At 41.0% G+C, this 24,851-nt stretch carries 26 protein-coding genes; 8 read left to right on the top strand and 18 right to left on the bottom strand.

What is annotated here, in order from left to right; genetic code table 11:
- Nucleotides 1-178 precede the first annotated feature (178 nt).
- Together AS888_RS00330 and poxB are read left to right on the top strand one after the other, a co-directional pair.
- The gene (locus tag AS888_RS00330; protein ID WP_260320061.1) at nucleotides 179-1,339 is read left to right on the top strand and encodes an L-lactate MFS transporter; all 1,161 of its coding nucleotides are present in this window, start codon (nucleotides 179-181) and stop codon (nucleotides 1,337-1,339) included.
- A 60-nt stretch (nucleotides 1,340-1,399) separates the two neighbouring features.
- Entirely contained in the window at nucleotides 1,400-3,124 is a 1,725-nt protein-coding gene (gene poxB / locus AS888_RS00325; protein WP_061140217.1) for a ubiquinone-dependent pyruvate dehydrogenase, read from the top strand.
- A 129-nt stretch (nucleotides 3,125-3,253) separates the two neighbouring features.
- Here the strand turns inward: poxB and AS888_RS26585 are convergent, their stop codons facing one another.
- From AS888_RS26585 to AS888_RS26240, 3 genes are read right to left on the bottom strand one after another with little or no spacing between them, the layout of a single operon-like run.
- The gene (locus AS888_RS26585) at nucleotides 3,254-3,388 is read right to left on the bottom strand and encodes a hypothetical protein (RefSeq protein ID WP_260320058.1); all 135 of its coding nucleotides are present in this window, start codon (nucleotides 3,386-3,388) and stop codon (nucleotides 3,254-3,256) included.
- Between the two features lie 40 nt (nucleotides 3,389-3,428).
- Nucleotides 3,429-3,974 carry a TetR/AcrR family transcriptional regulator gene (locus AS888_RS00320; protein WP_061140216.1) on the bottom strand — a complete coding sequence of 182 codons (546 nt, stop codon included), beginning with the start codon at nucleotides 3,972-3,974 and terminating at the stop codon, nucleotides 3,429-3,431.
- Between the two features lie 24 nt (nucleotides 3,975-3,998).
- A complete protein-coding gene (locus AS888_RS26240; RefSeq protein ID WP_155645330.1) occupies nucleotides 3,999-4,202 on the bottom strand; it encodes a hypothetical protein in 204 nt (67 codons plus the stop codon).
- Nucleotides 4,203-4,397: 195 nt separating this feature from the next.
- Here AS888_RS26240 and AS888_RS00315 point away from each other — a divergent pair, with 195 nt between their 5' ends.
- Nucleotides 4,398-4,622 carry a hypothetical protein gene (locus tag AS888_RS00315; RefSeq protein ID WP_061140215.1) on the top strand — a complete coding sequence of 75 codons (225 nt, stop codon included), beginning with the start codon at nucleotides 4,398-4,400 and terminating at the stop codon, nucleotides 4,620-4,622.
- A gap of 37 nt (nucleotides 4,623-4,659) precedes the next feature.
- Here the strand turns inward: AS888_RS00315 and AS888_RS00310 are convergent, their stop codons facing one another.
- Together AS888_RS00310 and AS888_RS00305 are read right to left on the bottom strand one after the other, a co-directional pair.
- Complete coding sequence (locus AS888_RS00310; RefSeq protein ID WP_061140214.1) at nucleotides 4,660-4,848, bottom strand: hypothetical protein; 189 nt, start codon at nucleotides 4,846-4,848, stop codon at nucleotides 4,660-4,662.
- Nucleotides 4,849-5,403: 555 nt separating this feature from the next.
- Entirely contained in the window at nucleotides 5,404-6,531 is a 1,128-nt protein-coding gene (locus AS888_RS00305; protein ID WP_061140213.1) for a 2-methylaconitate cis-trans isomerase PrpF family protein, read from the bottom strand.
- A 142-nt stretch (nucleotides 6,532-6,673) separates the two neighbouring features.
- Here AS888_RS00305 and AS888_RS00300 point away from each other — a divergent pair, with 142 nt between their 5' ends.
- Nucleotides 6,674-7,537 carry a LysR family transcriptional regulator gene (locus AS888_RS00300; RefSeq protein WP_061140212.1) on the top strand — a complete coding sequence of 288 codons (864 nt, stop codon included), beginning with the start codon at nucleotides 6,674-6,676 and terminating at the stop codon, nucleotides 7,535-7,537.
- 223 nt (nucleotides 7,538-7,760) lie between these two features.
- Complete coding sequence (locus AS888_RS00295) at nucleotides 7,761-9,071, top strand: CitMHS family transporter (protein ID WP_061140211.1); 1,311 nt, start codon at nucleotides 7,761-7,763, stop codon at nucleotides 9,069-9,071.
- An 86-nt stretch (nucleotides 9,072-9,157) separates the two neighbouring features.
- Here AS888_RS00295 and yyaC read toward each other — a convergent pair whose 3' ends face one another.
- Nucleotides 9,158-9,631, bottom strand: a complete 474-nt coding sequence (gene yyaC / locus AS888_RS00290; RefSeq protein ID WP_061140232.1) for a spore protease YyaC — start codon at nucleotides 9,629-9,631, stop codon at nucleotides 9,158-9,160.
- A gap of 111 nt (nucleotides 9,632-9,742) precedes the next feature.
- Nucleotides 9,743-10,870 carry an AbrB family transcriptional regulator gene (locus AS888_RS00285; RefSeq protein WP_061140210.1) on the bottom strand — a complete coding sequence of 376 codons (1,128 nt, stop codon included), beginning with the start codon at nucleotides 10,868-10,870 and terminating at the stop codon, nucleotides 9,743-9,745.
- A gap of 152 nt (nucleotides 10,871-11,022) precedes the next feature.
- On the opposite strand from AS888_RS00285, the gene AS888_RS00280 reads away from it, so the two are divergent.
- Nucleotides 11,023-11,895 (top strand): LysR family transcriptional regulator, encoded by an 873-nt coding sequence (locus tag AS888_RS00280; RefSeq protein ID WP_061140209.1) that lies wholly within the window; start codon nucleotides 11,023-11,025, stop codon nucleotides 11,893-11,895.
- Between the two features lie 692 nt (nucleotides 11,896-12,587).
- Entirely contained in the window at nucleotides 12,588-13,502 is a 915-nt protein-coding gene (locus AS888_RS00270) for an iron-hydroxamate ABC transporter substrate-binding protein (protein WP_061140207.1), read from the top strand.
- Nucleotides 13,503-13,555: 53 nt separating this feature from the next.
- Here AS888_RS00270 and abc-f read toward each other — a convergent pair whose 3' ends face one another.
- The 6 genes from abc-f to AS888_RS00235 form a co-directional block, all read right to left on the bottom strand.
- Entirely contained in the window at nucleotides 13,556-15,187 is a 1,632-nt protein-coding gene (gene abc-f, locus AS888_RS00265; protein WP_061140206.1) for a ribosomal protection-like ABC-F family protein, read from the bottom strand.
- A 350-nt stretch (nucleotides 15,188-15,537) separates the two neighbouring features.
- Nucleotides 15,538-16,803: an MFS transporter gene (locus AS888_RS00260; RefSeq protein ID WP_061140205.1), complete on the bottom strand. Its 1,266-nt coding sequence runs from the start codon at nucleotides 16,801-16,803 to the stop codon at nucleotides 15,538-15,540.
- A gap of 3 nt (nucleotides 16,804-16,806) precedes the next feature.
- Complete coding sequence (locus AS888_RS00255) at nucleotides 16,807-17,535, bottom strand: PadR family transcriptional regulator (RefSeq protein ID WP_260320056.1); 729 nt, start codon at nucleotides 17,533-17,535, stop codon at nucleotides 16,807-16,809.
- A gap of 122 nt (nucleotides 17,536-17,657) precedes the next feature.
- Nucleotides 17,658-19,163, bottom strand: coding sequence for a malate:quinone oxidoreductase (locus tag AS888_RS00250; RefSeq protein WP_061140203.1), 1,506 nt, complete (start codon nucleotides 19,161-19,163; stop codon nucleotides 17,658-17,660).
- Nucleotides 19,164-20,241: 1,078 nt separating this feature from the next.
- Nucleotides 20,242-20,859, bottom strand: a complete 618-nt coding sequence (locus AS888_RS00240; protein WP_061140201.1) for an NUDIX hydrolase — start codon at nucleotides 20,857-20,859, stop codon at nucleotides 20,242-20,244.
- Nucleotides 20,860-20,926: 67 nt separating this feature from the next.
- Nucleotides 20,927-21,445: a histidine phosphatase family protein gene (locus AS888_RS00235; RefSeq protein WP_081092246.1), complete on the bottom strand. Its 519-nt coding sequence runs from the start codon at nucleotides 21,443-21,445 to the stop codon at nucleotides 20,927-20,929.
- 174 nt (nucleotides 21,446-21,619) lie between these two features.
- On the opposite strand from AS888_RS00235, the gene AS888_RS00230 reads away from it, so the two are divergent.
- Nucleotides 21,620-21,829: a hypothetical protein gene (locus AS888_RS00230; RefSeq protein ID WP_061140230.1), complete on the top strand. Its 210-nt coding sequence runs from the start codon at nucleotides 21,620-21,622 to the stop codon at nucleotides 21,827-21,829.
- Between the two features lie 122 nt (nucleotides 21,830-21,951).
- Here the strand turns inward: AS888_RS00230 and AS888_RS00225 are convergent, their stop codons facing one another.
- The 5 genes from AS888_RS00225 to AS888_RS00205 all read right to left on the bottom strand — a co-directional run bounded on the left by AS888_RS00225 (nucleotide 21,952) and on the right by AS888_RS00205 (nucleotide 24,789).
- Nucleotides 21,952-22,380 carry a DoxX family protein gene (locus AS888_RS00225; protein WP_061140200.1) on the bottom strand — a complete coding sequence of 143 codons (429 nt, stop codon included), beginning with the start codon at nucleotides 22,378-22,380 and terminating at the stop codon, nucleotides 21,952-21,954.
- A 72-nt stretch (nucleotides 22,381-22,452) separates the two neighbouring features.
- The gene (locus AS888_RS00220) at nucleotides 22,453-23,304 is read right to left on the bottom strand and encodes a M56 family metallopeptidase (protein WP_061140199.1); all 852 of its coding nucleotides are present in this window, start codon (nucleotides 23,302-23,304) and stop codon (nucleotides 22,453-22,455) included.
- Complete coding sequence (locus AS888_RS00215; protein ID WP_061140198.1) at nucleotides 23,304-23,720, bottom strand: BlaI/MecI/CopY family transcriptional regulator; 417 nt, start codon at nucleotides 23,718-23,720, stop codon at nucleotides 23,304-23,306. The genes AS888_RS00220 and AS888_RS00215 overlap by 1 nt, the downstream gene beginning before the upstream one ends.
- Before the next feature lie 199 nt (nucleotides 23,721-23,919).
- On the bottom strand, nucleotides 23,920-24,225 hold the full coding sequence (locus tag AS888_RS00210; protein ID WP_061140197.1) for an NIPSNAP family protein: 306 nt from the start codon (nucleotides 24,223-24,225) through the stop codon (nucleotides 23,920-23,922).
- A gap of 33 nt (nucleotides 24,226-24,258) precedes the next feature.
- The gene (locus AS888_RS00205; RefSeq protein WP_061140196.1) at nucleotides 24,259-24,789 is read right to left on the bottom strand and encodes a P-loop NTPase family protein; all 531 of its coding nucleotides are present in this window, start codon (nucleotides 24,787-24,789) and stop codon (nucleotides 24,259-24,261) included.
- Nucleotides 24,790-24,851: the final 62 nt, after the last annotated feature.

The raw sequence follows: 24,851 nt of genomic DNA, 5'->3' as shown, positions 1-24,851 counted from the left end.
GGACGATGGGTTCATATATCATATATCCTAAAGCTTCTTTCCTCCCCTTTACACGGTTCCTCGATAATTACGAATAGTACTGCAATCATGATGGTCATAATAAAAGCAATCTAGACGCATACCCAAATGGTATCAATGAAAGGAGGAAAAAAATATTCCTAGAGTTAATAAAGGATCGATTGTGTTTGGTACGATCATCATTCAGGTAGGTTTGGGCACGATTTACACGTGGAGCTTATTCAATCAGCCCTTGGCAGACAAATTCGGCTGGAAACTGAGTTCCGTCGCCATCACCTTTTCCATAACGAGCTTCGCTTTGGCAGTTGCGACGCTCTTTGCCGGGAGATTGCAGGAAAAATGGGGCCTCCGTCGGCTGATCGCTTTAGCCGGGATCGTTCTTGGAGCTGGATTGATCGCAAGTTCATTCGTTTCAAAATTATTGGTTTTATACATCACCGCAGGGGTGGTTGTCGGATTCGCGGATGGCCTGGCCTACATTACCACTTTGTCCAATCTTATAAAATGGTTTCCGGACCGCAAGGGGCTGATTTCAGGAATTTCCGTTTCCGCTTACGGGATGGGGAGCCTGCTATTCAAATTCATCAACACATGGTTAATAAATAATGTCGGTCCTTCACAAACATTTATGTATTGGGGAATCATTGTAATGGCCATGGTGCTTATTGGATCGCGTTTTATACGGGAGGCACCGGAAGCGGCTGGTGATGCATCCGCTCTTACAGACTCGAACAATTATACAGTCAAGGAAATGATGAGGACGAAAGAGGTATATCTATTGTTCGTCATGTTTTTTACCGCTTGCATGAGCGGGCTTTACTTAATCAGCATCGCCAAGGATGCAGGTGTCCAATTGGCTGGATTGGATGCGGTCACTGCCGCGAATGCCGTAGCCATGATTGCCATCTTCAACACGATCGGACGTCTGATCCTGGGAGCCCTTTCGGATAAAATCAGCCGGATGAAGGTGATTGCCTTCAGCTTCCTCGTCACCGCTGCAGCAGTTCTTGTTTTGACCCTGGGGAATATTAGCTTCGGTCTCTTTTTTGCGTGTGTGGCGGGCATCGCCTTTTGCTTTGGAGGTAATATTACCGTCTTTCCCGCAATCGTTGGTGATTTTTTCGGTTTAAAAAACCACAGCAAAAATTATAGTATCGTCTATCAAGGCTTCGGCCTTGGTGCCCTTTCCGGATCGTTCATTGCTGCCATCATCAATGGATTCAGGCCGACCTTCATGATCATAGCCGTATTATGCGTCGTGTCCTTCATCATTGCTCTAAGAGTGAAGCCCCCAAAAGCTCGCAGGGGAAATCCTTTATGACCATTGCATCTCCCAATTAGGAAGCATCTATTATCATCATGAAGATCAAGGAGGAAAAGAATGAAGCAAACAATCGCAGACCTATTAATTGACTCATTATTGCAAGCAGGTGTGAAAAGGATTTATGGAATTGTTGGAGACTCCTTGAATGCTGTCCTCGATTCCATCAGACGCTCTGGCAAGATCGAGTGGATCGGGGTCCGTCACGAAGAAGTCGCAGCATTTGCCGCAGGCTCGGATTCCCTGTTGAGCGGCAGCATCGCCGTTTGCGCAGGCAGCAGCGGCCCTGGGAACCTTCATCTTATCAATGGCTTGTATGATTGCCATCGCAGCCGGATTCCCGTCTTGGCTATCGCGGCCCATATTCCGAGCAATGAAATTGGCGGCGAGTATTTCCAACAGACCCACCCTGAACAGCTTTTCAAGGAATGCAGCCACTTCAGTGAACTGGTGTCGAAACCTGAGCATATGCCTCGTATGGTCACAATCGCCATGCAGCATGCGGTTTCAAGAAAAGGCGTCGCCGTTTTGGTTCTTCCGGGTGATGTAGCTGCAATGCCTGACAGTGAAGCCGTCCCTGAGAAGGTCGTCCATGTGACGGAACCCGTTGTCCGCCCATCCGATGCCGAATTGCAAAGGCTGGCGGAATATTTAAATGATGGCAAGCGAATTACATTATTATGCGGTGCAGGCTGTGAAGGCGCCCATCCCCAGCTGATGGAACTCTGTGACCGGTTGAAGTCACCGATGGTCATCGCCCTACGTGGGAAGGAGCATCTTGAATATGATAATCCATACTCTGTAGGTCTTACAGGTCTGATTGGCTACTCTTCAGGATATCACGCCATGATGGATTGTGATGTATTGCTGATGCTCGGAACCGACTTCCCATACCGACAATTCTTCCCCAAGAAAGCCCAAATCCTTCAGGTTGACCTCAGGGCTGAGCACCTTGGGCGGCGGGCAAATTTAACATTGGGCCTATGCGGTGATGTCAAGAATACGATTGAAGCATTGCTTCCTTATCTAACAGAAAAGCATGGCCAGCGACACTTGAATAAATTTGTCGATCATTATAAAAATGTCCGCGAAGGGCTTGATGAACTAGTAGTAGGCAAACCAGGCCATACACCCATCCACCCTCAATACTTAACGAAAATGGTCAGTGACCTTGCCAGCGAGGATGCGATCTTCACCTGTGACGTAGGGACACCTACCTTGTGGGCAGCCAGGTACCTTGAAATGAATGGAAAAAGGAGATTATTGGGATCCTTCAATCACGGTTCGATGGCAAATGCCTTGCCGCAAGCAATCGGGGCGCAGTGCATCGATTCAGGCAGGCAGGTCATTGCCCTTTCAGGCGATGGGGGCCTTTCCATGTTAATGGGAGATATGCTGACCCTGCGACAGCATAATCTGCCCGTAAAGATCATCGTATTCAACAACAGTGCGCTTAGCTTTGTCGAATTGGAGATGAAGGCAGCAGGCTATTTGGAAACCGGTACAGAGCTTAAAAACCCGAACCTGGCAGCCGTTGCCGAAGCAATGGGAATTATGGGGATACGTGTAGAAGATCCAGCAGACCTCCAGGATTCACTGAAGCGGGCTTTTGAACATGATGGACCCGTATTATTGGATGTACTCGTGAATCGCCAGGAAATATCCCTTCCGCCAAGAATAGAATTTGACCAAGCACATGGTTTTACATTATGGATGGTCAAGGCAGTGCTCAATGGTGATGGCAATAAATTAATCGAACTTGCCAAAACAAATCTCCTGCGCTAGTCAGGTGAATTAAAAAGGGATCCGCTTTGGATCCCTTTTCATTCTATAGCTTCCTAACAGAGTGAGCCCTCCCCTGATCCAGGCTTATTGGATATAAAATCAACGCATTGGGTAAAGCGAAAAGTAAGATTAACATATCCAGTTGTCCAGGCAATAGAACTGCAAAGTATGTCTTGCCGTGACAAACTTCGTATAGTCTTCATATCGGACTTCCCTGTTCGTTGATTCCAGATCGGCCAACAGCCTTTGAATTTTCGCTTCCATTACTCCCCACTCAATGGGGACCCATTCATGATGGAGACAATTATAGGTTCCTGTCCAATAAAAGTCCCAATTGTTCTGCGACGACTTGAGGCGGATCAGGTATATCTTTCGTGAAATATGATTCGACTACGCCTACTACAGCGGATCCGAAGAACCTAAGAACGACTTCTTTGCTTAATCCTTGATTTCCCCCTTCGTTTATATTCACATCAACGCTTAATTCCTCCATGACAAATTCCAGGAACTGACTCCGAAAAGCGGAAGCCCCCTTGCTCTTTAGCATCGTCGAAAAGAATAAGAAATTTCTTTCAAAGTATTCGAACCAAATCAGATTCGCATCTATGAAATCCATTTCCGATGCTGATCGGCACAGTTTTCTTAGTTCGTTAATATGTTCTTCAATGAGCTTATCCAGTAAATCAAACTTATCGAGATAATGATGATATATTGTCCTTCTGCCTACATTTGCCCTGTCGGATATATCTTGTATCGTAATCTGGTCGAAATTTTTTTCAGACATCAGTTCGATGAAAGCTTTTTTAATCGCTTGTTGGGATTTGAGTATTCTTCTATCCACCGTGGACATTGAAGTCACCAAACTTTCTTTAAATTAGGTTCTTTTGTTGGTTTTAAAACGAAGCAATTCCAGGTTGATTGAAGCAGTTTTTTGAAACTCCTGCGGGAGCAGCTGGACCAGTGAGACTGAACAGGCGTTCACGACGAGGAAGCTCACCGCCCGCCCTCTGTAAAGCTGTCCATTGGAGGCGAAATCAATCACATTGCATTGCTTGTTGAATCCCATCAAAGTAGCCAAAAACAGCCTTTATTCTACCACAATTTCAATGAACTCATGCTTCACCACTTCAAATTATACACAAACGCGCAATATCGCATCAATATGTATTTATTTATGAACAAAGCACCATCAAGCAGAGAATGTAGGAATTAGGTGATTTTTTTCGTAGTAAATTGTAAAATGGAATATATTAGTCGGAAGGGAGAGGGATTCATGAGCAAAAAAGAAGAGGAAAAAAACAGCCTAAAAAGACCTTCAATGGATAGAACAGGTCTTAGATCCTTTAGTGGAAATCCCGAAGAATTTGAATTATCTTTTTATGGAATATTCATGGCTTGCATCCCCATTCATTTTAGGAGGTATCGTTTGGTACAACTGGTAACGTTCATTTACAATAGCTTTTTAATTGTGTTTTGGCTTCTTCCACGATCGTTGTAATTAATGCACCCTTAGTTAAACTTTCAATATTATCACCCTATTGAAGGACATGAATTTTTTCACTAATATCATACCAGACTGATAAACTTTCATTAGGGAAATGTTCACGGACGACGGTATATATCTCATCAGCGATTTCAAGAACATCTCCTTCACCATTTGAAATTTTCGTTAATAATATCTCCATATAATCATTTGTACATTCTTCGGGTAAAGGTTCCTGCAAACCTAATTCTCTTATAGATCTTTGAAAAATAATCTTCAACTTCAAAAATACTATCTTGTTCACAAAAAGAAGCTACAATCATTCATGACTGTGATGCACAATCATTCTCCAGTATGTGTACAGCCCATTTGACGTAGTCGATCGATTGTACATTTCCTTCAAATTTTATAAATTCCTTGAAAAAAATGCTTCCCTATGGTCAGTACCTTCTGCCATTTAAGTCACCAACCAAGCTGATCGTTCCTTATCTTCGGCGGTGCCGAAAAAATACAGCCCACTTAAAACCGATCCACACAGTACCCATCCTATACCTGAAGCTGTACCGAAACGTTTTTCAGAGGGTGTATGAATCGATAGATAACGGGAATGATCAGCTGATTATCATGCATAAATCCATGTTTGGTTAACGGTCATAAAATTTGGCGTAGCGAAATTGGAGAAGCTAGTGATGACACTAGCGGGTACGGATTGGTTAGAACCTGCGAGCATAACAGATCGATGGACACTCGATGCGTCGTCTTAGCAAGTGTGTTTTCGGTTTATTGAGTTAACGATTCATGCCAATTGGTGAATAAGTTCGTAATTTCTTTTCGTGTACACGTATCCTTCTAAGATGATCCTCGCTGTGCGGACAACTTTAATGGCGCGGATATGTCCTGCAAGGAAGTCAACCTTTGTTTCCATTATACCTGCGGGGTGGGCCAATCGGAGAATCTCGTTTCTAATTTTCACCATTTCAGATAAGATCGTTTCCTGTAAGTACGCTCCGGCAGTTGTGCAGATAGCCCCTGTAATGGCAAGCGCTTGATGAGGCTTTTGCATGGACATCATCCTGATCACCAAATCCATGTCGTCCGCTTTCCTTTCCGTTCCTGTTACATCTATATAATTCATAGGAGGGGCAATGATGGTCATTTTGGGCACAGCAGGAGATTTAATCGTTGCAGTTTTTCTATCGGAAAATTGACACATTTCCGCTGCAATGGCGCGGATTTCTTCCAGTTCATTTAGTTTTTCCTGTGAAAAGTCCGCAGGCAATTCACTTCCGACCAAGCCGATATCATGAGCTCTTACAAAAACAAGGGGATTTGCGACGTCAATAATCGAAACTGGGATCAACCGGTCTTTAGTTTTGATCATGTCAATTGGGTTTCCTGTAGGGAAAATCTTCCCGGTTACAGCCCCTTCTGCACGATTAAAAGACAGGTATACAGGTGACCCAGTCCCAGGAACGCCTGGAATGGAGCAGGCTCCCTCTGTTTTCACTTGTCCATTTTCAACTTCCACTTCTGCTGTAATCAATTTTTGTGTATTTTTATTAAAAATCCTTACCGTTGTAACAGGTTCGATGGCCGGAACTAATCCTTGCTCAATGGCGTATGGTCCTACCCCGGATGATATATTCCCACAATTCCCTTTAAAATCCACCATCTGATTATCTATGCTTATCTGGGCGAATGTGTACTCCACATCATAATCCAATGAATCAGACTTCTTGATGATCGCTGCTTTACTAGTCAATGAATTAGCTCCACCAAGACCATCAATCTGTCTATGATCGGGACTACCCATTACATCCAGTAAAAACGCTTCCCACTGTAACGGATCGGAAGGCATATGTTCATAATTGAAAAAGACCCCTTTACTTGTACCGCCACGCATCAATACTACTGGTATTTTCATTACATTAACCACCTTTAAAATAGTATTCCAGCACTACCAGTTCCTTTGAAAGTATAGTATGATAAATTGAATTATAAGTAAAATACATATTTTTTTTAAAAAAACAAAAAAAAATCTTATAATCAGTAAAGAGGTGTTTAGTATGGACGAAAAAGATTGGACAGCGATAAGGGTGCTTTATGAAGAAAAAAGCATCACTCGTGCCGCAGAGCGTTTATATATTTCTCAGCCTGCATTAACCTACCGACTTAAAAACTTGGAGAAAGAGTTTGGAACAAGTATTTTCTTTAAAATCAAGGGTGGTATCGAATTCACTTCCGAAGGGATACATTTAGCTGGTTATGCAGAGGAAATGGTCAAAAAACTGCAGCAAACCAAAGATTATATGTTGAATATGCAAAATGAGGTAAGAGGCACGTTACGGCTGGGGGTTTCCAGTAATTTCGCCCAATATAAGCTTCCAAAATTATTGAAAAGTTTTTCTACCCAATTTCCTCATGTCCAATTTAATGTCAATACAGGATGGAGTACGGAAATTATGCACCTTCTTGATTCTTCGAGTGTCCAATTGGGCATTTTACGGGGGAATTATGAATGGTATGGGATTAAAACGTTGCTGCATAAAGAAAGACTTTGCTTAATTTCTAAAAAACAGGTCGATTTGGATAATCTTCCGGAACTTCCGTTCATCAATTACAAAACTGATAGTTCGCTAAAAAACTTAATTAACGGCTGGTGGCACGACAGATTCTCGGAACCTCCGCTCGTTACCATGGAGACGGATCGGCAGGAAACGTGCAAAGAGATGGTTAAAAACGATCTTGGCGTTTCCATATTGCCGGAAATATGTATGCAGCCAGCCGATAGCTTGCATACGTACGGATTATCCTATAAAAATGGAGAACCTGTATTAAGAAATACATGGTTAATGTATAACCAAGAAGCATTAAAGCTATCTTCCGTTAAAAACTTCATTGATTTTTTAAATAAAAGCGCCACTCTCTGAACATATGGCACAATGAAAATGGTTCCCCATTTTCATTGTGCTTTTTATTTTTTGATTTTGGATTATAAGTTTTTTTTTATAAAAACAATAAAAATCATGTATTTTACTTATTTAAAATTTTGTAATATTCTAAAAAAAGAATGAGAGTTGGAAACTATAAGACTGGTTTACCTTTTGTAGCTGATTCATTTTGTAAGCGATTTCTTTATAGGAGGGGAATATCATACTTACTTTTCTTGGTGTTTCAATGGTCGTCATCTTCACTTACTTAATTATGTCCAAACGTTTGTCTCCGGTTACAGCCTTGACGATTGTCCCTATCATTTTTGCCCTCATTGGCGGTTTTGGTTCCAAACTTGGGGATATGATGCTTGAAGGGTTAAAAGTTGTTGCTCCTTCAGCTGCCTTACTATTGTTCGCCATCTTGTTTTTCGGAATCCTTATTGATGCAGGCCTATTCGATCCGCTTATCAAATCGATGTTGAAAATCGTGAAGGGAGATCCAGTGAAGATAGCAATAGGAACTGCCGTGATAGCCATGACCGTGGCTTTGGACGGTGATGGAACCACGACGCATATGATTACGGTTTCTGCCATGCTGCCGCTTTACTTGAGGCTTGGCATGAATCCCCTCATTCTTGCTACGATATCCATGCTTTCCGTAAGTATCATGAGTGGAATGACGCCTTGGGGAGGCCCTGCCACAAGAGCGATCGCCTCTTTAGGTTTACATGCAAATGAGTTCTTCATTCCGATCATCCCAACCATGCTGGCCGGTATGGCTGCCATTCTTTTTACTGCCTATGTACTTGGAAAACAGGAGCGTAAGAAGCTTGGCATCGTTCAAATCCATTACGCTCCAGGAATGAAAGTAGCTCTTGATGAGGCAGCGGTCACTTCCGTCATGCCTGATGATGTAAAGCGGCCAAAATTAATTTGGATCAACCTTATCTTAACGCTTGCGGTCATGGTCGTCCTGGTAATGGGATTAATACCGGTACCTGTTTTATTCCTGATTGGTTTTGTTCTTGCTTCAATCATCAATTATCCTAATTTGGAGCAGCAAAGGGAACGGGTCATGGCCCATGCTGGCAACGCCATAACGGTAGTAACATTGGTCTTTGCGGCTGGGATTTTCACGGGGATATTTTCAGGCACTAAAATGGTTAATGCGATCGCAAATTCACTAGTCGCCATCATTCCAGATTCTTTAGGCTCATTTTTCCCTTTGGTCGTTGCCTTGACCAGCATGCCCTTTACATTCGTCTTATCCAATGATGCTTATTACTTTGGGGTTCTCCCCATCCTTGCTGAAGCAGGTGCTGCATATGGAGTGAATCCATTGGAAGTTGCCCGGGCTTCCGTACTGGGCCAGCCGATACATTTTTTAAGTCCGCTCGTTGCTTCGACGCTTCTAATAGTAGGTATGGTAAAAACGGATATCGGTGAACTGCAGCGGTTTGCATTTAAATGGGCCCTTATTTGTTCATTAATTCTCATCATTGTTGCTATTTTGACGGGAGCTATCACATAATCATCCAATTTTCTAGGAAAACGGGACTGCCGCATAAAACCCATTTGAAAAGGTTCATGCGACAGCCCCGTCTACATTATAGGATCCTAATTAGATGCTTCAATGATTATGTTCACGATTCTTTTCGCCAAATTCATGACCGTGTATAGACGGGTATCATTTAAAAATTGCATCGTTGGCAACGGATCGATATAATTGACCATCCCCACGATATGAAAATCGCCCACTTCCGGCAAAATCTTTTTCAAGGCTTTTCCAGGTACAAGCGGTCCCTCTTTCAGGAAAACATCCCCCACTTGGTTTTGCTCGCCTAAACAGGCATCCACACTAAAAATAAGTGGCTTTTTGAATTTTTTATTGATTTCTTTTAATGTTTCCTCCAAATTAAATGCATGTACAGGTTTTTCCAAAGTGCCATAAACACGATACGGCACTTGATGTTCTTTAAGCATCGTTCCTACTAATGGGCCTAAAGAATCTCCTATGGAACGGTCGGAACCTATGCAGAGAAAGATGATATTCTCGTATGGATAACCGGAATTCCGAATTATCTCTTTCATATTTAATGCCAATCTATCTAATTTTCCATTGTGAAGTTCCACAGACCTCTGCTCCTTTTTATCGTGATTCTCTACAATTATACGGATAAATGAAAGCAAATGTATGCAGAATTAAGCAGATGTTTGGGAGTATATATTTTTTGCCTGACCCCAATGATTCAATAGCCGGAAGAATGGCGGCAATATAATGCAGACGATTATAATTCGGAGTACTTGCACCGCGATGATGAATGTAGAATCTGCACCCATCAGGATCGATGTGGTTGTCATTTCAGCAATGCCGCCAGGAGCGAATGCAAGAACAGTGGTAATAAGAGCGATTCCCGTTACTTTTGAAACGATAAAAGCACACATGATCATCGAAAAAATAAGACCTATCGTACTTAATAAAGCCACGATTATCGTCCGCTTCAACCCTATGAACATGTCTCTTTGGAATCGTCCGCCAATACTGGATGCAATGAACACTTGTGGTACGATCATCACTGCATGCGGCCACCATGAAACGATATCATGCCCCATATAAAATGACGCCGATGATTGAAAGATGGCTACTCCGACCATGCTCCCGATTAACCAGGGGGCAGGAAATTTAAGATACTTGGCCAATTGATGCCCACTGCATGCAACCACTATTAATAGCATTGTCCAAAGCAGCTTTCCCATTTCAAAAGGTGCGGCAGTCTGGGTGGGATAGACGACCTGATCGGCATGACTGCCGGGCCATGAAGAGACAATGAGCGGAATAATGAGGATAACCAAGAAAACACGCATGGTTTGAATGATGCTGACGACGGCAGTATTTGCCCCTACTTCTTCCGCAATGCCTGGCATGGCGGACAATCCGCCTGGAGCCGTTCCAAAAAAACTAGTCAGCATATCCGTTTTGCTATATTTCCATAGGATAAAACCAGAAAGTAAAGAAAAAATGATAGATATAAGAAGCATGAGGATAATGGTCATCCAATGCTCCCTGAAAATATGTAAAAACGACAAATTTATTTTCTGGCCAAGTTCAATTCCTAAAATGCACTGCCCTATTAACAGCCAGTATTTAGGAACTCCCCTTTTCTTTTCAGCATGATTCAATAATGATGGCCTTAAAAATGATAATAAGGCTGCCGCCAGAAACGTACCAATCATCCAGCCAATGGAGAGGCCTGTCAACGAGAGCAAAAATCCCCCCATGCTACTTAAGGCTATAAACCAAGCATTTAAAACAAAAGTATTCCATTTCATATAAACAGCCTTCTTTCATCCCTAATAAAGATTACACCGCTAAATCCAATTCACATTACAAATATAGTATAATCGTAGAAATAAATATAATATTGAATTATTATATTTAACCATAACCAAAAGTTATTTCTAATTCATTGGGGGAGAATTTTATGGATGAAAGGGACTGGATCGTTCTCCAAACTCTTTATAATGAGAAAAATATAACAAACGCAGCTAGAGTATTATATCTTTCACAGCCTGCTTTAACGAATCGATTGAAAGCGATGGAAAAGCATTTTGGAGTTCGGATCGTCAACAGAGGCCGCCGCGGCATTCAATTTACGCCGCAGGGAGAGTATTTGGTAAAAAGCGCTCAGGAGATGTTATGGCATATCCAAAGGATAAAAGAAACGGTTTTGAATATGGAGGATCAGGTTTCGGGAGTATTGAGATTAGGCGTTTCGACTTTCTTTACGGATTATAAACTTCCAGGGCTATTAAAGCTTTTTAAAGCTCAGTATCCTGATATCGAATTCAAGGTAACAACGGGATTGAGCAGCCGAATTACCCACTTGATGCATAATCAAGAGGTTCATATCGCCTTTGTAAAAGGAGATCACAGATGGAATGACCAAAAGAAATTGCTCTTTGAAGAAAGTATTTGCATCGCTTCTAAAGAAGCAATTGATATCCGCCTCCTTCCCACCTTGCCAAGAATCGATTACCAGACTGATCCATTGCTTAAGAATGATGTGGATAATTGGTGGGCAGAAAACTATTCCCAACCTCCGCTAGTCAGCATCAACGTCGACAAAGCTGATACATGCAAAAAAATGGTTGCGAATGGGCTAGGATACGCAATCATGCCTACCATGATATTGAATGATCTGGATGATATCCACAAAATTGACATCAAAACAAAAACTGGGGAAAAGATCATCCGAAAGACCTGGATGTATTACCATGAACAATCTTTGGAGTTGAATATTGTAAAAGCGTTCGTTGAATTCATAGACGGGATTGACTTGCAAACCATTTCATAATCCATGCTGCAAAATATCGATATAAACGGGAAAGATGGCAAGACAAACTGCACTGCCTCATCGCTTTCCTTACATCCCTTAATCGTTCTATGTAGGGCCGATAGCCAAGATCTTTGATGGAGCAGACATCACTTGGTTCATTGGCTTAGCTGCTATATCCAATTTCTCATTTTGAAGAAATTGAATGCAGCTTTACTTGACCGTACAAAAGATCGGCATCATGAATTCCTTAAAAGAAAACAAAATAAAAAAATGCCAAGTAACTATAAAGGATTTTTTAAAAAAATAGAGAATGAACAAATGATCAAACGAGTAACAAGGAATACTTTATTACACTATGCCTTTTTAATGAAGACACACTCTTCATAAATTAAAAACTGCCCCAGCAAGTCCATCATTGAAGAAAGCAGCACCTGTTAGTAACTTTCATTTTTTCGTAAGATGGACTTTCTGAAGGTACACTCCTTTCTAGGTTAATAGCTAATCCAAGCAATAACCTGCCCTTCATGAAGCTACGGATGAACCTGCTTAAGAGCCCTTACTTCAAATAGTTTAGCAATCTAATAATTGTTATTGACAATGATTATCATTCCTATTAATATTTGAAGTAGTCTTTGAAAATGACTATCATTATTTTTCACAATTATTTGTAAGTTTTTACCTATACTAAAACCAGCAAGGAGAAAATCAATATGAAAAAGCTTTTCATCCCATTCTTACTGTTGTTCGTACTTATTCTCAGCGCTTGTGGGAACAACGAGAAAGCGAACGAAAATAAAGAAGACAAGTCTAAATCGGAAACGGTTACATATCAATCAGAGACAGGCCCTGTCAAGATTCCTGCTAATCCAAAAAGAATAATCGCTCTTTCCAATGGCCCTAATGTTCTGGCTTTAGATGGAAATATCGTCGGGATTGATCAATGGACGAATATGAACCCCCTTTTTAAAGATAAGCTAAAGGGAGTCGAAGTCGTATCAGAGGATAACCTGGAGAAGATCATTGAACTTGAACCAGACCTTATCATAGCTGGATCGGAAATGAAAAACATCAAAAAACTTAATGAAATTGCCCCTACTGTCGTATTCACGTGGGGAAAATTGGATTATTTATCACAGCAAGTCGAAATCGGAAAACTCTTAAACAAAGAAAAGGAAGCCAAAGATTGGGTTAATGATTTCAAAGAGCGTGCAAATTCTGCCGGAGAAAAGATCCGCGCAAAAATCGGTGAAGATGCAACCGTATCTGTCATTGAAAACGATGCTAAGGAATTCTATGTGTTTGGAAATAATTTTGCACGCGGAACGGAAATATTGTATCAAGCAATGAATTTGAAAATGCCTGAAAAAGTAAAAGAAAAAGCACTTAAACCAGGCGTTTATACCCTGTCATCCGAGGTGCTTCCTGAGTATACCGGAGATTATATCATTTTCAGTAAAAACCCTGATGTTGAAAATTCATTTGTGGGCACCGAAACATGGAAAAACATACCTGCAGTCAAAAACGGTCATATCTTTGAAATCAATAGTAAAGCTTCGACCTACAGTGATCCAATCACTTTAGATCACCTGCTAGAGTTTTTCGAAAAATCTTTTCTTAACAGCTAATATGCAAAGAAGGAATTCTTATTAAAAGAATTCCTTCTTTATTTTTGTTTTCGTTACGATAGCTCTTTTATTTGTTTCGTAAGCTCTTTGAACCGGAGGTCAAGTTCGGCATAGTCTTTATTGTTTGGTGTCATGAAACTTAGCTTCCCTAAAACTTCCTGCCTTTCCGTTTCAAGCTGCAGGCGCATTTCTTCCTTATTATCTTGTTGCGGCGCCACTTCATTCAATTGTTTGTGCATTTCATTATTTTCAATGATGATTTTTGAAGTTGTGGTTTTTTCCAGGAAATAGCGATCATGCGATACGACCAATAGCGTACCATTGTATTGTGCTAACGTTTCTTCAAGCTGTTCACGTGAAGCTAAGTCAAGATGATTCGTTGGTTCATCCAAGATAAGGACATCCTTCTCTTCCAGAATATATTTCATTAGCTTACACTTCACACGTTCCCCCATGCTCATATTCATAATGGGCTCTGTCCATTGAGAAGCCATGAATCCTAAATGCTTCATTAAATTTTGAACGTGTCCCCTCTCTTCAAATGTTTCTTTATGAAATAATTGTTCAGGTGTTTGAGCAAGCGGCAAGTCGAAAACCTCTTGTGTTAAATAACCAATGTTTGCTGATGGTGAAATCCATATGTCCCCCGCTGCCTTTTCCTGCCCAACGATCAATTTCAAAAAAGTCGTTTTGCCGCTGCCATTCGCACCAGAAATCGAAACCTTATCTCCATGCTGGATCGTAAAGTTAAAGGCTTTAAAAAGAGTTCGCCCGTCAAATGATTTCGTTAAATTTTTCACTTCCAAAAAGCGTTTTCCCACTTTTTTATTTGCAGTCATTGAGAAGCGAACGGTATATTCTGATTCAAGGGGTTCGATTTTAATCTTTTCAAGTTCTTTTTCAAGCCTTTTTTGTTTCGACTTTACTTGTGCATCCATCCGCTTGGCCTTTACACGATAGAATTCTTTGGGGAATTCCTTTTTTGTCGATTGTGCGTGCGCTTTTTTAGACCAATTTGTGAGCTCATTCATTTGACCTTCAATGCGCTCAACCATTTTTTGCTGTTTGTCATATTCTCGTTGCTGTGTTTGCCTTTTCTGTTCACGGAATTTCATATAACTGGAATAATTCCCTTTGTGACTGATGAGCGTTTTATTTTCGATGGACCAGATTTTTGTTGCAACAGCATCCAAAAAATAACGATCATGTGATACAAGAATAACCGTACCTTTTAAAGCTTTTAACTGTTTTGTGAGGAGATCTAAGCTCTGTTCATCAAGATGATTTGTCGGTTCATCCAATAATAATAGGTCTGCATCTTGTGCGAATCCTCTTGCAAGTCGCGCTTTCAATTTTTCTCCGCCGCTTAACGTTTTGAAGTCAACATGTGGAACATGCCACTTTTCCAATAATTCCCCTTCCTTAGGAATGACGGCGTCAAAGGAATGCGACTCGGTTTCTTGTTCAACCATGGTGACTTTAAGATCGTTCACGATTTGTTTAATTTGGCCTTCAGTCGGTGAATCGTCATTGTTCAGCAACCGCAGCAAGGTGGTTTTTCCAGCACCATTTTTTCCGATGATGCCAATGATATCACCTTGCTGCACCGTCACATTCACCTTTTCAAAAATCGTATGATCCCTTATTTCAAAACATATATTTTGTAATTGCATTAATTCTTTCATTCGAATCCACCCTTTTTGTAGGGAGAATAAAAAAATCCTCCCAATTATTTTGGAAGGATTAGTCTCATTTACCGCACTGAAATAAGCTATCTCGCTTTACAGCTCTAAATAGCTCAAGAGATGATGGAAAAATGGGCAGACTAATCCTATATTATTATCATTCGAAATATAACATTTCAAAATCTAAAAATAAGATTAGTTATCCATCGTCCACCCATCATCCCTTTCCATTTATAGTTAATTAAATTTTAACACTTATGAACAAATATCGCAATGAACCAATGACAGGGAATTCGCCTTTTTTATGAATCGGCGGGACTCCCAAACTGATTGCACCATAAAAAAACGTTTTAAGCCTGGAATCGTTCTTCGCGAATTTCTTTTTGATCGCTGATTCTTCTCACGATAAAGATGAGGACAAAAGCTCCCAATAAGCAGGTTGCCCCTCCTGCTCCCATCAAGACAAAAGAAACTCCGAGCCACTTGGCGAGAAGTGATCCCAAAGCAGGGGCAATAAGCATGGAGAAGGTTTGTACTGAGGTGGACGCAGCTGAGACTCTTCCCATCATTTGCTTAGGTGTCTCCGATTGTAAAATAAATCCATAGGGGACAGACTCACCTGAACCCATGAAACCAAGGAAGAATGCGCCAATCACCCAGGCTAAAACGGGAAGCTGTACAATTTCCATACCGCCAAGGCCCATTATGATGATTAATGATCCGCTAAAAAGAAATGCAATTGACATCAAATGAATCGGTTTTCTTTTCCAATGAGTCCAGCTGCCCATTAATAAAGAGCCTGCCACACTTCCTAAACCTACAGCACTGATCAGCAATCCAAAATTCCCTTTCGTGAAACCTAGATTTTGCGCAATAAATACAAACAGTCCGTCGTACAGGAAAATGATAAAAAATGCTACAGAGGAGAGGATAACTGAGCTTTTTAATATTGGGGTATGTGAAATGTGCTTAATGCCCTCCAATAGTTCTTTCCAATAATGTCCGTCATCCCTTTTTTTATTTTCAGCAAGATGTTCTTTTTCATCCATGTTGGGAAGAGTTAATAAAAACAAAATGGCGATGAAAAAACCTGCAGCTTCAAATAAAAATGGACTTTTTGTTCCAAACAAAAATATGAGGCCTCCCCCTAATGCAGGACCAATGATTTTCATCGAATTAACGGAAAGCTGGCTAAGTGTTACCGCCTCAGGAAGAAAGTCGTCAGGTACCGTAAACCTAATCACACTTTGTCTCGCAGGATCGTAAATGGCCGAGACCGTTCCTTTCAAGAATACAAATATTAAAAGCATAGAAAGGTTAGGGGCAAGAAACATCCCTCCGACAAACGTGATTCTTAAAAACAAACAAATGATCATCATTTGCTTTTTGGGTAGGCGATCGACAAATACACTTGCAAAGGGACCTATTATGACCCAAGGAAGCCCCAATGTAATGATCACTGCGGCGATGGCTGTTTCATCCAGCCCCCAATGATAAGCAACAATGACTTGTAAAGCAATAAAATCAAGCCAGTTACCCAGATCCGAAAATAGCTGAGCTCCGAATAATGATCGAAATGGACGAAATTTCAAAGGCTCAAATACCCCAGCTTTCATATGTTACTTCCCCTTTACGCTTTGGCCTCTTCGTCTTGCTAGCAGTTTTTCAGTGTTTCCATTTGGATCCTGACCTTTTGGAAGGTGATTATTTTCCAATGCATGTATGGATTCTTCTATCCACTTTAACTCAGCCTCAAGCCGTAATTCAGCATAGCGAATGGACAACATGCCAACATCACTGATGTAAGAAATACCATTAGTGGGCCAAGCTTTTACAAATCCAAGCAAATCTTCGGTCTTCTCTTTTCTTTTTAGGAGATGACTGATTAATATTGAACTTTCCATATCTTCATGCCAAGTGGACATCTTCATTAACAATTCATCTCTTATAATGGGATAGGCAGGCGGGAGCTGCAGCCAGTTTTCAAACTCCTGCCACCCTTTTGCGGTAAGTTCATAAAGTTTCTTTTTTCGTCCCCCTTCTTCTTGTTCAATGGGATGAACAAGCCCTTCTTCTTCTAACTTCTTTAATTTCGGATAAATACTCCCATAACTCATTCCCCAGTATAGGCCGGCAGCTTTATGCTCAAATTCTGCTTTAATATTGTATCCTGTGCTGGGCCAAAAGCTTAATACAGCAAGAATCGATTGCTCAATTGACAACTCAACCCACCCTTTCCACATATAACCATGATATATCAATATGATATGTCTATTTAGAGAGATAATCAACCGTATAATAAAATATTTCAACCAATTCGCTTGTATATTCCTGCCTTGTTTACTCAAGTCAATTCATCATCCATGTAAGGCTTTTACTAATAATCAACTATTTCTGGAAATGACGTTAATGCAAAAAAAGAACCTTCAATCCACTTACGATTGAAGGTTCCGGTATTTATTTCCAAAAATTAACTATAAGCTAATTCTTTTTTTTTGCTTAGTCCAAGCGCCTCGGCTGTTGAAGAATGAACCTCATTCAAAAGCTCTGGATTATCCATAAGTGACATTCCATAAGAAGGAATCATTTCTTTTAGTTTTGGCTCCCACTCTTCGATATGTTGCGGGAAGCATTTTTTGAATACCTCAAGCATGACGTGCACGGCAGTGGAAGCACCTGGAGAAGCTCCCAATAATGCTGCAATCGATCCATCAGCGGCACTAACGACCTCCGTACCGAATTGAAGCGTCCCTTTGCCGCCTTCAGCGGTGTCTTTGATGACCTGCACACGTTGTCCAGCGACCACTAAATCCCAATCCTCGCTTTTGGCATTCGGAATGAATTCTTTTAACTCTTCCATGCGCTGTTCTTTCGATAACATGACTTGCTGGATCAGGTATTTCGTCAATGACATTTCTTTTGCGCCTGCTGCCAGCATGGTTAAAAGATTATTTGGTTTAACCGATGTGACTAAATCGAGCATGGAACCTGTTTTTAGGAACTTCGGAGAGAAGCCGGCAAATGGTCCAAATAGCAACGATTTTTTATTGTCGATAAAGCGTGTATCCAGATGCGGAACAGACATTGGCGGAGCACCGACCTTGGCTTTTCCGTAAACTTTTGCATTATGCTGTGCAACAACTTCTGGATTATTGCAAACCATGAAAATGCCGCTTACCGGGAATCCGCCGATGTGTTTTCCTTCAGGAATGCCGGATTTTTGCAGTAAATGCAGGCTTCCGCCCCCGCCGCCGATAAAGACGAACTTGGCCGTATGGTGTTCGACGTTGCCGTTATCGACATTACGCACTTTTAATTCCCATGAGCCATCGTCAGTCCGTTTCATATTATCCACACTATGTTTATATTTGATATCGACGTTTTTCGTCTTTAAGTGATCGAACAGCATATTCGTCAAAGCGCCAAAGTTGACATCCGTTCCAGTGTCGATCTTCGTTGCCGCTATCGCTTCTTTCGATTGACGATCTTGCATGATAAGCGGAATCCATTCCATCAGCTTTGCTGGGTCATCGGAAAATTCCATTCCTTTGAACAATGGATTGTTTGATAATGCTTCAAAACGTTTCTTTAAGAACGTTATATCTTTATCTCCTTGTACCATACTCATATGTGGCAATGGCATGATAAAGTCCTCTGGATTTTTTATCAGCTTCCGGTTAACAAGATACGACCAAAACTGGGTTGAAAGCTGAAATTGTTCATTGATTTTAATGGCTTTGCTAATATCTATAGATCCGTCCGGTCTTTCAGTTGTGTAGTTTAGCTCACACAGGGCTGCGTGCCCCGTTCCCGCATTGTTCCACTCGTTAGAGCTTTCCTCTCCCGCGCTTTCAAGCTTCTCAAACACTTTGATATCCCATGCCGGTACTAATTCTTTCAGAAGTGTCCCCAAAGTGGCACTCATGATTCCGGCGCCAATTAAGATGACGTCTGTTTTAGTTTCTCTGTTGCTCATTTTAACCTTCCTCACTCCCTATTTTTGCAGAAAGGATGTAGGCGCTCCTGCATAGGCGTCACACCAAGTCAAGGCGTGACTTAGTCACACACCTTTTCTGTCTCAATTATACCCCTATAATAGTGTAATACAATTGTTAATAGAATAAAATAACTACTATTACTATATTGCTAAAATTTAGTTTGATGAGGTAATGAATTTAAGCAAGAAAAAACTGCCTTACACATTGCCGCACTCCCTAAAACTCAAGCGCCGCCAGTCCGTGAAAGATCTTATTGAAATGCATTTTCTTTCAATCGGTTTCCTTACCTTAATATATATTACCATTATGCACCAATTTTAAACTTTCTCGATGGAACCGATCTAGCCAAATCCTGATACATTTCAGTTGCTCCTCGAGTTTCCTTCGCTTGATTTGTACCCGTTACGCGAGCTTTCTTTGTATCAACATACGTGTTCGATTCATAAATCCATGAATCTGATTACTATTATAACATTTTTATTTAAGAAAACGGATACAATCGCACATTCAAAAGGCCACCATCTGGCGGCCCTTTATTAATACTAACACAGCAAACCAATTTCCAATCCTTTTGTGACATCCTATCCAATGTGCTATGAAATTGAGGTTGTCCGTGTGATATATCCAGGGATACACCGTCGTTCCATATTCCACCAAAGGGCTAAATTTCACCTCTTGTAAACGGAACATATTGGAGCCTTTTTTATAAGCTCTGCCGCTTCTTCATCATCAACTGCGCTCATGTATAGTAGCCACTTTTCTGCGGCCTCACCTTGTCAATCATGATTCTACTATCATTTTCAGGGGATTTACGTCAGAAAGTATGATTAACAAAATTTTTCCAGTTCAAGTTCGAACGTTCAAACAATGCTGTTTTGAAAGGCCCGCGACATATCGATCCTCTAAACCCCTTTTCTGCATAGTAAAAAGTATTTCTTCCTTCTCCGCCGCTATATTTGGTTTCGTTGCTGCCACTCCCGACGTGTTTCCCCATTAACCCTTCACTACCCGATTACGCCAAAATGATTCCTTTCTTAAAAACAAATACAATGCGGTTTAATCAAAGAAGCTGGGACGCTCTGGTTTCCTTACACTCTTAAAAGCCATCTCGATTTGTGCTTGTGTATTCCGCTCTATGGATAACACCGGCAGTGCATTTTCAGCAAAAAAACCGACTGCGCTTGTTTCCACACCCTCCCGTGGCTGACCGCCAATCACTTCACATTGAATGAATATTTTATAAACGTGATAAGGAGAGGGCGGATGCGGATGGCACTTCTTATCAAGGACCCCCAGCAGCCTAACGGCTTTTACATCAAATCCTGATTCTTCTTTCACTTCCTTAACTGCGACTTCACCCGGAGTATACCCGATATCAGCCCAACCACCTGGTAATGCCCAACGATCATCGGTTTTTTCCCTTACCATTAATATTTCATTATCCTTGAAGACCGCAGCCCTGATGTCCACTTTTGGAGTTGCATAACCCGTTTCGTTTGCGAACAGACCCTTTATTACGGCCATATCCAATTCCGTTTGCTGCGACAATATTTCAATGCTTATATTTCTTAATGCTTCGAATCTCTCCAAATCATAAACATCTTTTGAATACGCTAATCCCGCCTGGGCAATCGATTGAAGCTGTTTCGCCCATTCAAGCCATTTCGGTTCCATCCGTCATCACCGCCAATTATTAATCAATCACTAAAGGTACCCCCATGCATCTCAACTGGCGGTTCCATTAATCCAGATGACTGGTACTGTTTATAAACCTTATAAGCTTATATGGATGTTCCGTATATTCAAGAAGATGTATGCCTGTATTATTGGAAACGAACCATATATCATTCATTTCGTGTGGTACTTGCAGAAACCTTGCAATCAAGTTTGTTATCATTCCTCCGTGGGAAATGACAGCAATCCTTTTATAGTTTGCACGGTTCTCTTTAATAACGGATAAGACACGTTGAGCCCGCATTTTGAAATCAACTTCACTCTCCGCCTCTTGCCTTTCTCTTAAATCGTCCAGGAATGACACCGGACATTTAATGGTATCGGATAACATTTCTGCAGTCTCACTAGCACGAAGCAAGGTACTTGACCATACGAAATCGGGTGGAAACTCAACAGATACGCGTCTGCACATTTTTTTCACTTGTTCAATTCCATTGGAGGTTAAGGGTAAATCTGTCGTTCCTTGATGATCTTCTTCAAGGAAATCGTCTTCTGACTCACCATGTCTAATTAATAATAGCTGCAAGCTTACACCTCATTTTTTGTTTAATCCATCCCTTTTAATCATTCGATTTACCATCGATAAAACCTGCATAAAAATAAAATTGCAATTCACTAAAACATCAGGAAGGCAGGTGAATAGGACAAACTCTCTTTGTCATACCTTTTAGAAAAAGAGTAGGATGTGACATTGCTGGATATGGGGAAGGATAGTCAAATCGTCTTTTATGTAATAACTGGCTCAACAATAAAAAGGTTTTTCCTACTGGACCTGATTGTTGGGACCGGAATTTATTTTACAGTCAAGTTCATTTCATCCAGCGTATTGATCGCGAGCATTGGCAGTTTCATCGGAACGGAAGGAATCAAGAAGGCGCCGAAATATCTTAAAAAAAAGCAATGGAATTGATATTTTTTGCTCCCATAAAAAAAGAGGTGTGCATATGATCATCATCCTCTCTGAATTATGATTCGAATGCACAACTCCTGCTTCTCTAAATACACTCCATGTTCTCTTCCTATGGCATATCTTTAACTAGCAATGGATTTAGAATCTTGTCCTTTTTTATTGGTAGGTAATTTAGAATCCAATGACATCAATCGGCTTCCATTCAAGACCAAGTGAAGGGCAATCACCATGAGGACAAGGTCCATTTCGAATCCTGTCCCTTCCTCATTCCCCATGAAACCTGCCGGAAGTTTCACATAAATAATTGCACCCGCCATGATGAAAACAAGGAGAACAGAGATTACTCTTGTGCCAAGCCCTGCAATTAAAGCTAACCCCCCAGCCAATTCAATTGTAGCAACTACATAAGCCATAAATCCCGGAATGCCGATACTTTGGAACCATCCTGAGATGTTATCCAATCCACCTTGGAATTTTGACAGACCATGCATAAAAAAAGTAGCACCCAGCATTATTCTTAATAAAAAAGTACCAATTTCTTGTTTATTCATGTGACAGCTCCTTTATCTCATTTTACACTACGCTTTGTAGTGTAATAATCCAAAAAAATCAAGTGAAAGTCATCAGACAATCACTATCGTCATACCCAACAGTATAAGCAATGCATATATAGATACAATAATCGTGGTGAAATCAGCCCTCAATGGAATGGTTTCATGCGGATCGACTAGTTGCATGAGCCGATAATTGACTGCTTCATTGGAAAAGTGAACACGGACAGGAGCGGTATTATCAGCGCAGCAATATTTGATTAACTTCAACAATGCTGCACTTATGCTTAATTCTGTCCCCATTTTATTTATCGCATGTTCATCAGCTAATAATTCACTCATTATTTTGTAATTCTTATAACACCATTTTGTCAGTGGGACGAACCATAATGCTTGAGAAATCAACTGCAGGATAAAGATTACTAATGGGTGATAATATTTTTGGTGAAAGGATTCGTGTTCCACCACCGCTTCTAGCTCGTCAACGTCCAATAATTCCAATAAACCGGTACTGAAAACAATGAACGGGTGCCTGAATCCAACCGTAAAGGCAAGAGGTTCATCAGTGTTCACCACTAGGATTTTGTTGTTGACGTGTTTGAATTTCTCATTCATCAACGTTGTCTTTTCATCGTTTTTGGCGACGGATAGCTTTTGTATAAGCTTCCTCGATAGGAGAAACTGCTCTGCAATTTTGAATATCGTGTTCAAAACACTGTGGACAATTACAATATTGAGCAAGGTGATGACAGCAAAATAGTATACTGTCCCTTCCTTGAATAGACTAAAGCAAAATTTAAAGAAGTTTGCTTTAATATTCACCCCAAAAAGGATATGCACCAAAAACGCGCCCATTTGGCTCCAAACTGCACAGGCGATTAAAAGGCTCAGGCTTACGACGAAGTAAGACTTTTTCTTCCACATCATAATTTACCCTTTTTTAAAGATTGAATCTTCCGTTCCAATTTTTCAATTAGACTTGGATCGGCGTCTTCCATGGCATCAAGCATATGGCTTATGACCGCCCCTCCAAATTCATCAAGTAAATTTTCGGTCAGCTTCTTTGACTGCTCTTCTAAAAACTCTTCCTTCGACTGCACAGGATGAAATAATGAAAGCCTTCCTTCAGACCTCTTTTCAAGAACGCCTTTTTCAACCAGCCGGTTCATGACTGTCATCACAGTATTGAAATTGAGGGGCTTGTCTTTCTCCAAGCACTGCTGGACCGCTTTAATACTAAGCTCATTCTTCTGCCATAAACATTCCATTATACTCGCTTCCAATGGTCCGAAAAAACGATTCAGGCCAACTTCATCATATTTAAAATTTTTTATATCCATCTTTCAACCTCCACTACAAATTGTAGTGGAAAAATTTGATGGAATCAAGTTTCACTTGTAAAATTTTTTGGAACGGCTTCCAAACCATATTCCGAATGAGCTATCCAACTTGAACGAATATATAAAGATCGAACGATAAATCAGCAAAAAAAGGCTGCGGCGGCAGCCCCCGTTATTGAAGTGAAAACTTATTCATGGCTCATTCGAATACAGGGCGCATGAAGCTTCTCTCATAGCTAATGATGCACTTCGTTTCCTCTGCGTATTTATATGCCGCTTGACATTCTTCATCCAAGCCCATTTTTACCCGGTACTCTTCATAGGCCGCTAGACTCGGGAAAGTGAATAATGCATAGGCAATATTATTGGCACCCTCATGCGGAAGGAAATAACCTTGATGTGAACCGCCTAGTTTATTCACCAAGCGGATCCACATCTTCCCGTACTCTTCGAACTCAGTTGCTTTGTATGGGTCGATCACGTATTTCAGATAGCATGTAACCAATGTCCATTCCTCCTTTCTATACCTATTTCCCTATCATGTTTGCTCATTCCTTCCATTTGAAAAATATCCTTCAATTTTTTGCTTGCTGTCCAAGATGACGATGACCTTGTCAGGCTTATTCCTTCGAATCTCAGCAAATCTGTTTTTCATGCTTTTCTTGCGAGAATGGTAGGTGGTAATGATGAATTTAAGGAACGGCCAGTCCAGTTTTTCTTCACACCCTTCACACATATCAGGTCTTGTTTTTCCACTATTGATCAAGCGGCGCTTTAAAACACGATACAGGCACACGTGTAGGGGGAGTTCTAAATAAAAAATCGTGTCGGCATGCTTCAAGCGTAAATCGATGGAATGACTATAGTTGCCTTCCATGATCCACTGATCTTGAGTCAATACTTCCTGCTGGGCAGCTAAGAAAGCCTCTAGCGGAGCCTCGACCCAATCAGGTCTCCAGTAAAATGTATCCAAATGATGGACATCCATATCCAACATGTCCCCAAGCCTTCTTGCAAAAGTGGATTTACCGACACCCGCGGATACACCCATTATCATGATCCGTTCCATTGCCTGCCTCCCTTGCATGTTGAAATCATTAGCGGGATAAGCAATATTGCTTACCCTTCAGT

It is taken from the genome of Peribacillus simplex (assembly GCF_001542915.1).
GTDB classification, from domain to species: domain Bacteria; phylum Bacillota; class Bacilli; order Bacillales; family DSM-1321; genus Peribacillus; species Peribacillus simplex_B.
Note: the sequence above shows the minus strand (reverse complement) of the source record. Positions and strands in the feature narration are given on the sequence as shown.

Excerpts from the sequence above, each read along its gene's own strand:
- poxB (WP_061140217.1), top strand. The coding sequence starts at position 1,400 with ATGAAGCAAACAATCGCAGACCTATTAATTGACTCATTATTGCAAGCA.
- AS888_RS26585 (WP_260320058.1), bottom strand. The coding sequence starts at position 3,388 with ATGGAAGCGAAAATTCAAAGGCTGTTGGCCGATCTGGAATCAACGAAC.
- AS888_RS00320 (WP_061140216.1), bottom strand. The coding sequence starts at position 3,974 with ATGTCCACGGTGGATAGAAGAATACTCAAATCCCAACAAGCGATTAAA.
- AS888_RS00315 (WP_061140215.1), top strand. The coding sequence starts at position 4,398 with ATGAGCAAAAAAGAAGAGGAAAAAAACAGCCTAAAAAGACCTTCAATG.
- AS888_RS00305 (WP_061140213.1), bottom strand. The coding sequence starts at position 6,531 with ATGAAAATACCAGTAGTATTGATGCGTGGCGGTACAAGTAAAGGGGTC.
- AS888_RS00300 (WP_061140212.1), top strand. The coding sequence starts at position 6,674 with ATGGACGAAAAAGATTGGACAGCGATAAGGGTGCTTTATGAAGAAAAA.
- yyaC (WP_061140232.1), bottom strand. The coding sequence starts at position 9,631 with ATGAAAGAGATAATTCGGAATTCCGGTTATCCATACGAGAATATCATC.
- AS888_RS00285 (WP_061140210.1), bottom strand. The coding sequence starts at position 10,870 with ATGAAATGGAATACTTTTGTTTTAAATGCTTGGTTTATAGCCTTAAGT.
- AS888_RS00280 (WP_061140209.1), top strand. The coding sequence starts at position 11,023 with ATGGATGAAAGGGACTGGATCGTTCTCCAAACTCTTTATAATGAGAAA.
- AS888_RS00270 (WP_061140207.1), top strand. The coding sequence starts at position 12,588 with ATGAAAAAGCTTTTCATCCCATTCTTACTGTTGTTCGTACTTATTCTC.
- abc-f (WP_061140206.1), bottom strand. The coding sequence starts at position 15,187 with ATGAAAGAATTAATGCAATTACAAAATATATGTTTTGAAATAAGGGAT.
- AS888_RS00260 (WP_061140205.1), bottom strand. The coding sequence starts at position 16,803 with ATGAAAGCTGGGGTATTTGAGCCTTTGAAATTTCGTCCATTTCGATCA.
- AS888_RS00250 (WP_061140203.1), bottom strand. The coding sequence starts at position 19,163 with ATGAGCAACAGAGAAACTAAAACAGACGTCATCTTAATTGGCGCCGGA.
- AS888_RS00240 (WP_061140201.1), bottom strand. The coding sequence starts at position 20,859 with ATGGAACCGAAATGGCTTGAATGGGCGAAACAGCTTCAATCGATTGCC.
- AS888_RS00230 (WP_061140230.1), top strand. The coding sequence starts at position 21,620 with ATGGGGAAGGATAGTCAAATCGTCTTTTATGTAATAACTGGCTCAACA.
- AS888_RS00225 (WP_061140200.1), bottom strand. The coding sequence starts at position 22,380 with ATGAATAAACAAGAAATTGGTACTTTTTTATTAAGAATAATGCTGGGT.
- AS888_RS00220 (WP_061140199.1), bottom strand. The coding sequence starts at position 23,304 with ATGTGGAAGAAAAAGTCTTACTTCGTCGTAAGCCTGAGCCTTTTAATC.
- AS888_RS00215 (WP_061140198.1), bottom strand. The coding sequence starts at position 23,720 with ATGGATATAAAAAATTTTAAATATGATGAAGTTGGCCTGAATCGTTTT.
- AS888_RS00205 (WP_061140196.1), bottom strand. The coding sequence starts at position 24,789 with ATGGAACGGATCATGATAATGGGTGTATCCGCGGGTGTCGGTAAATCC.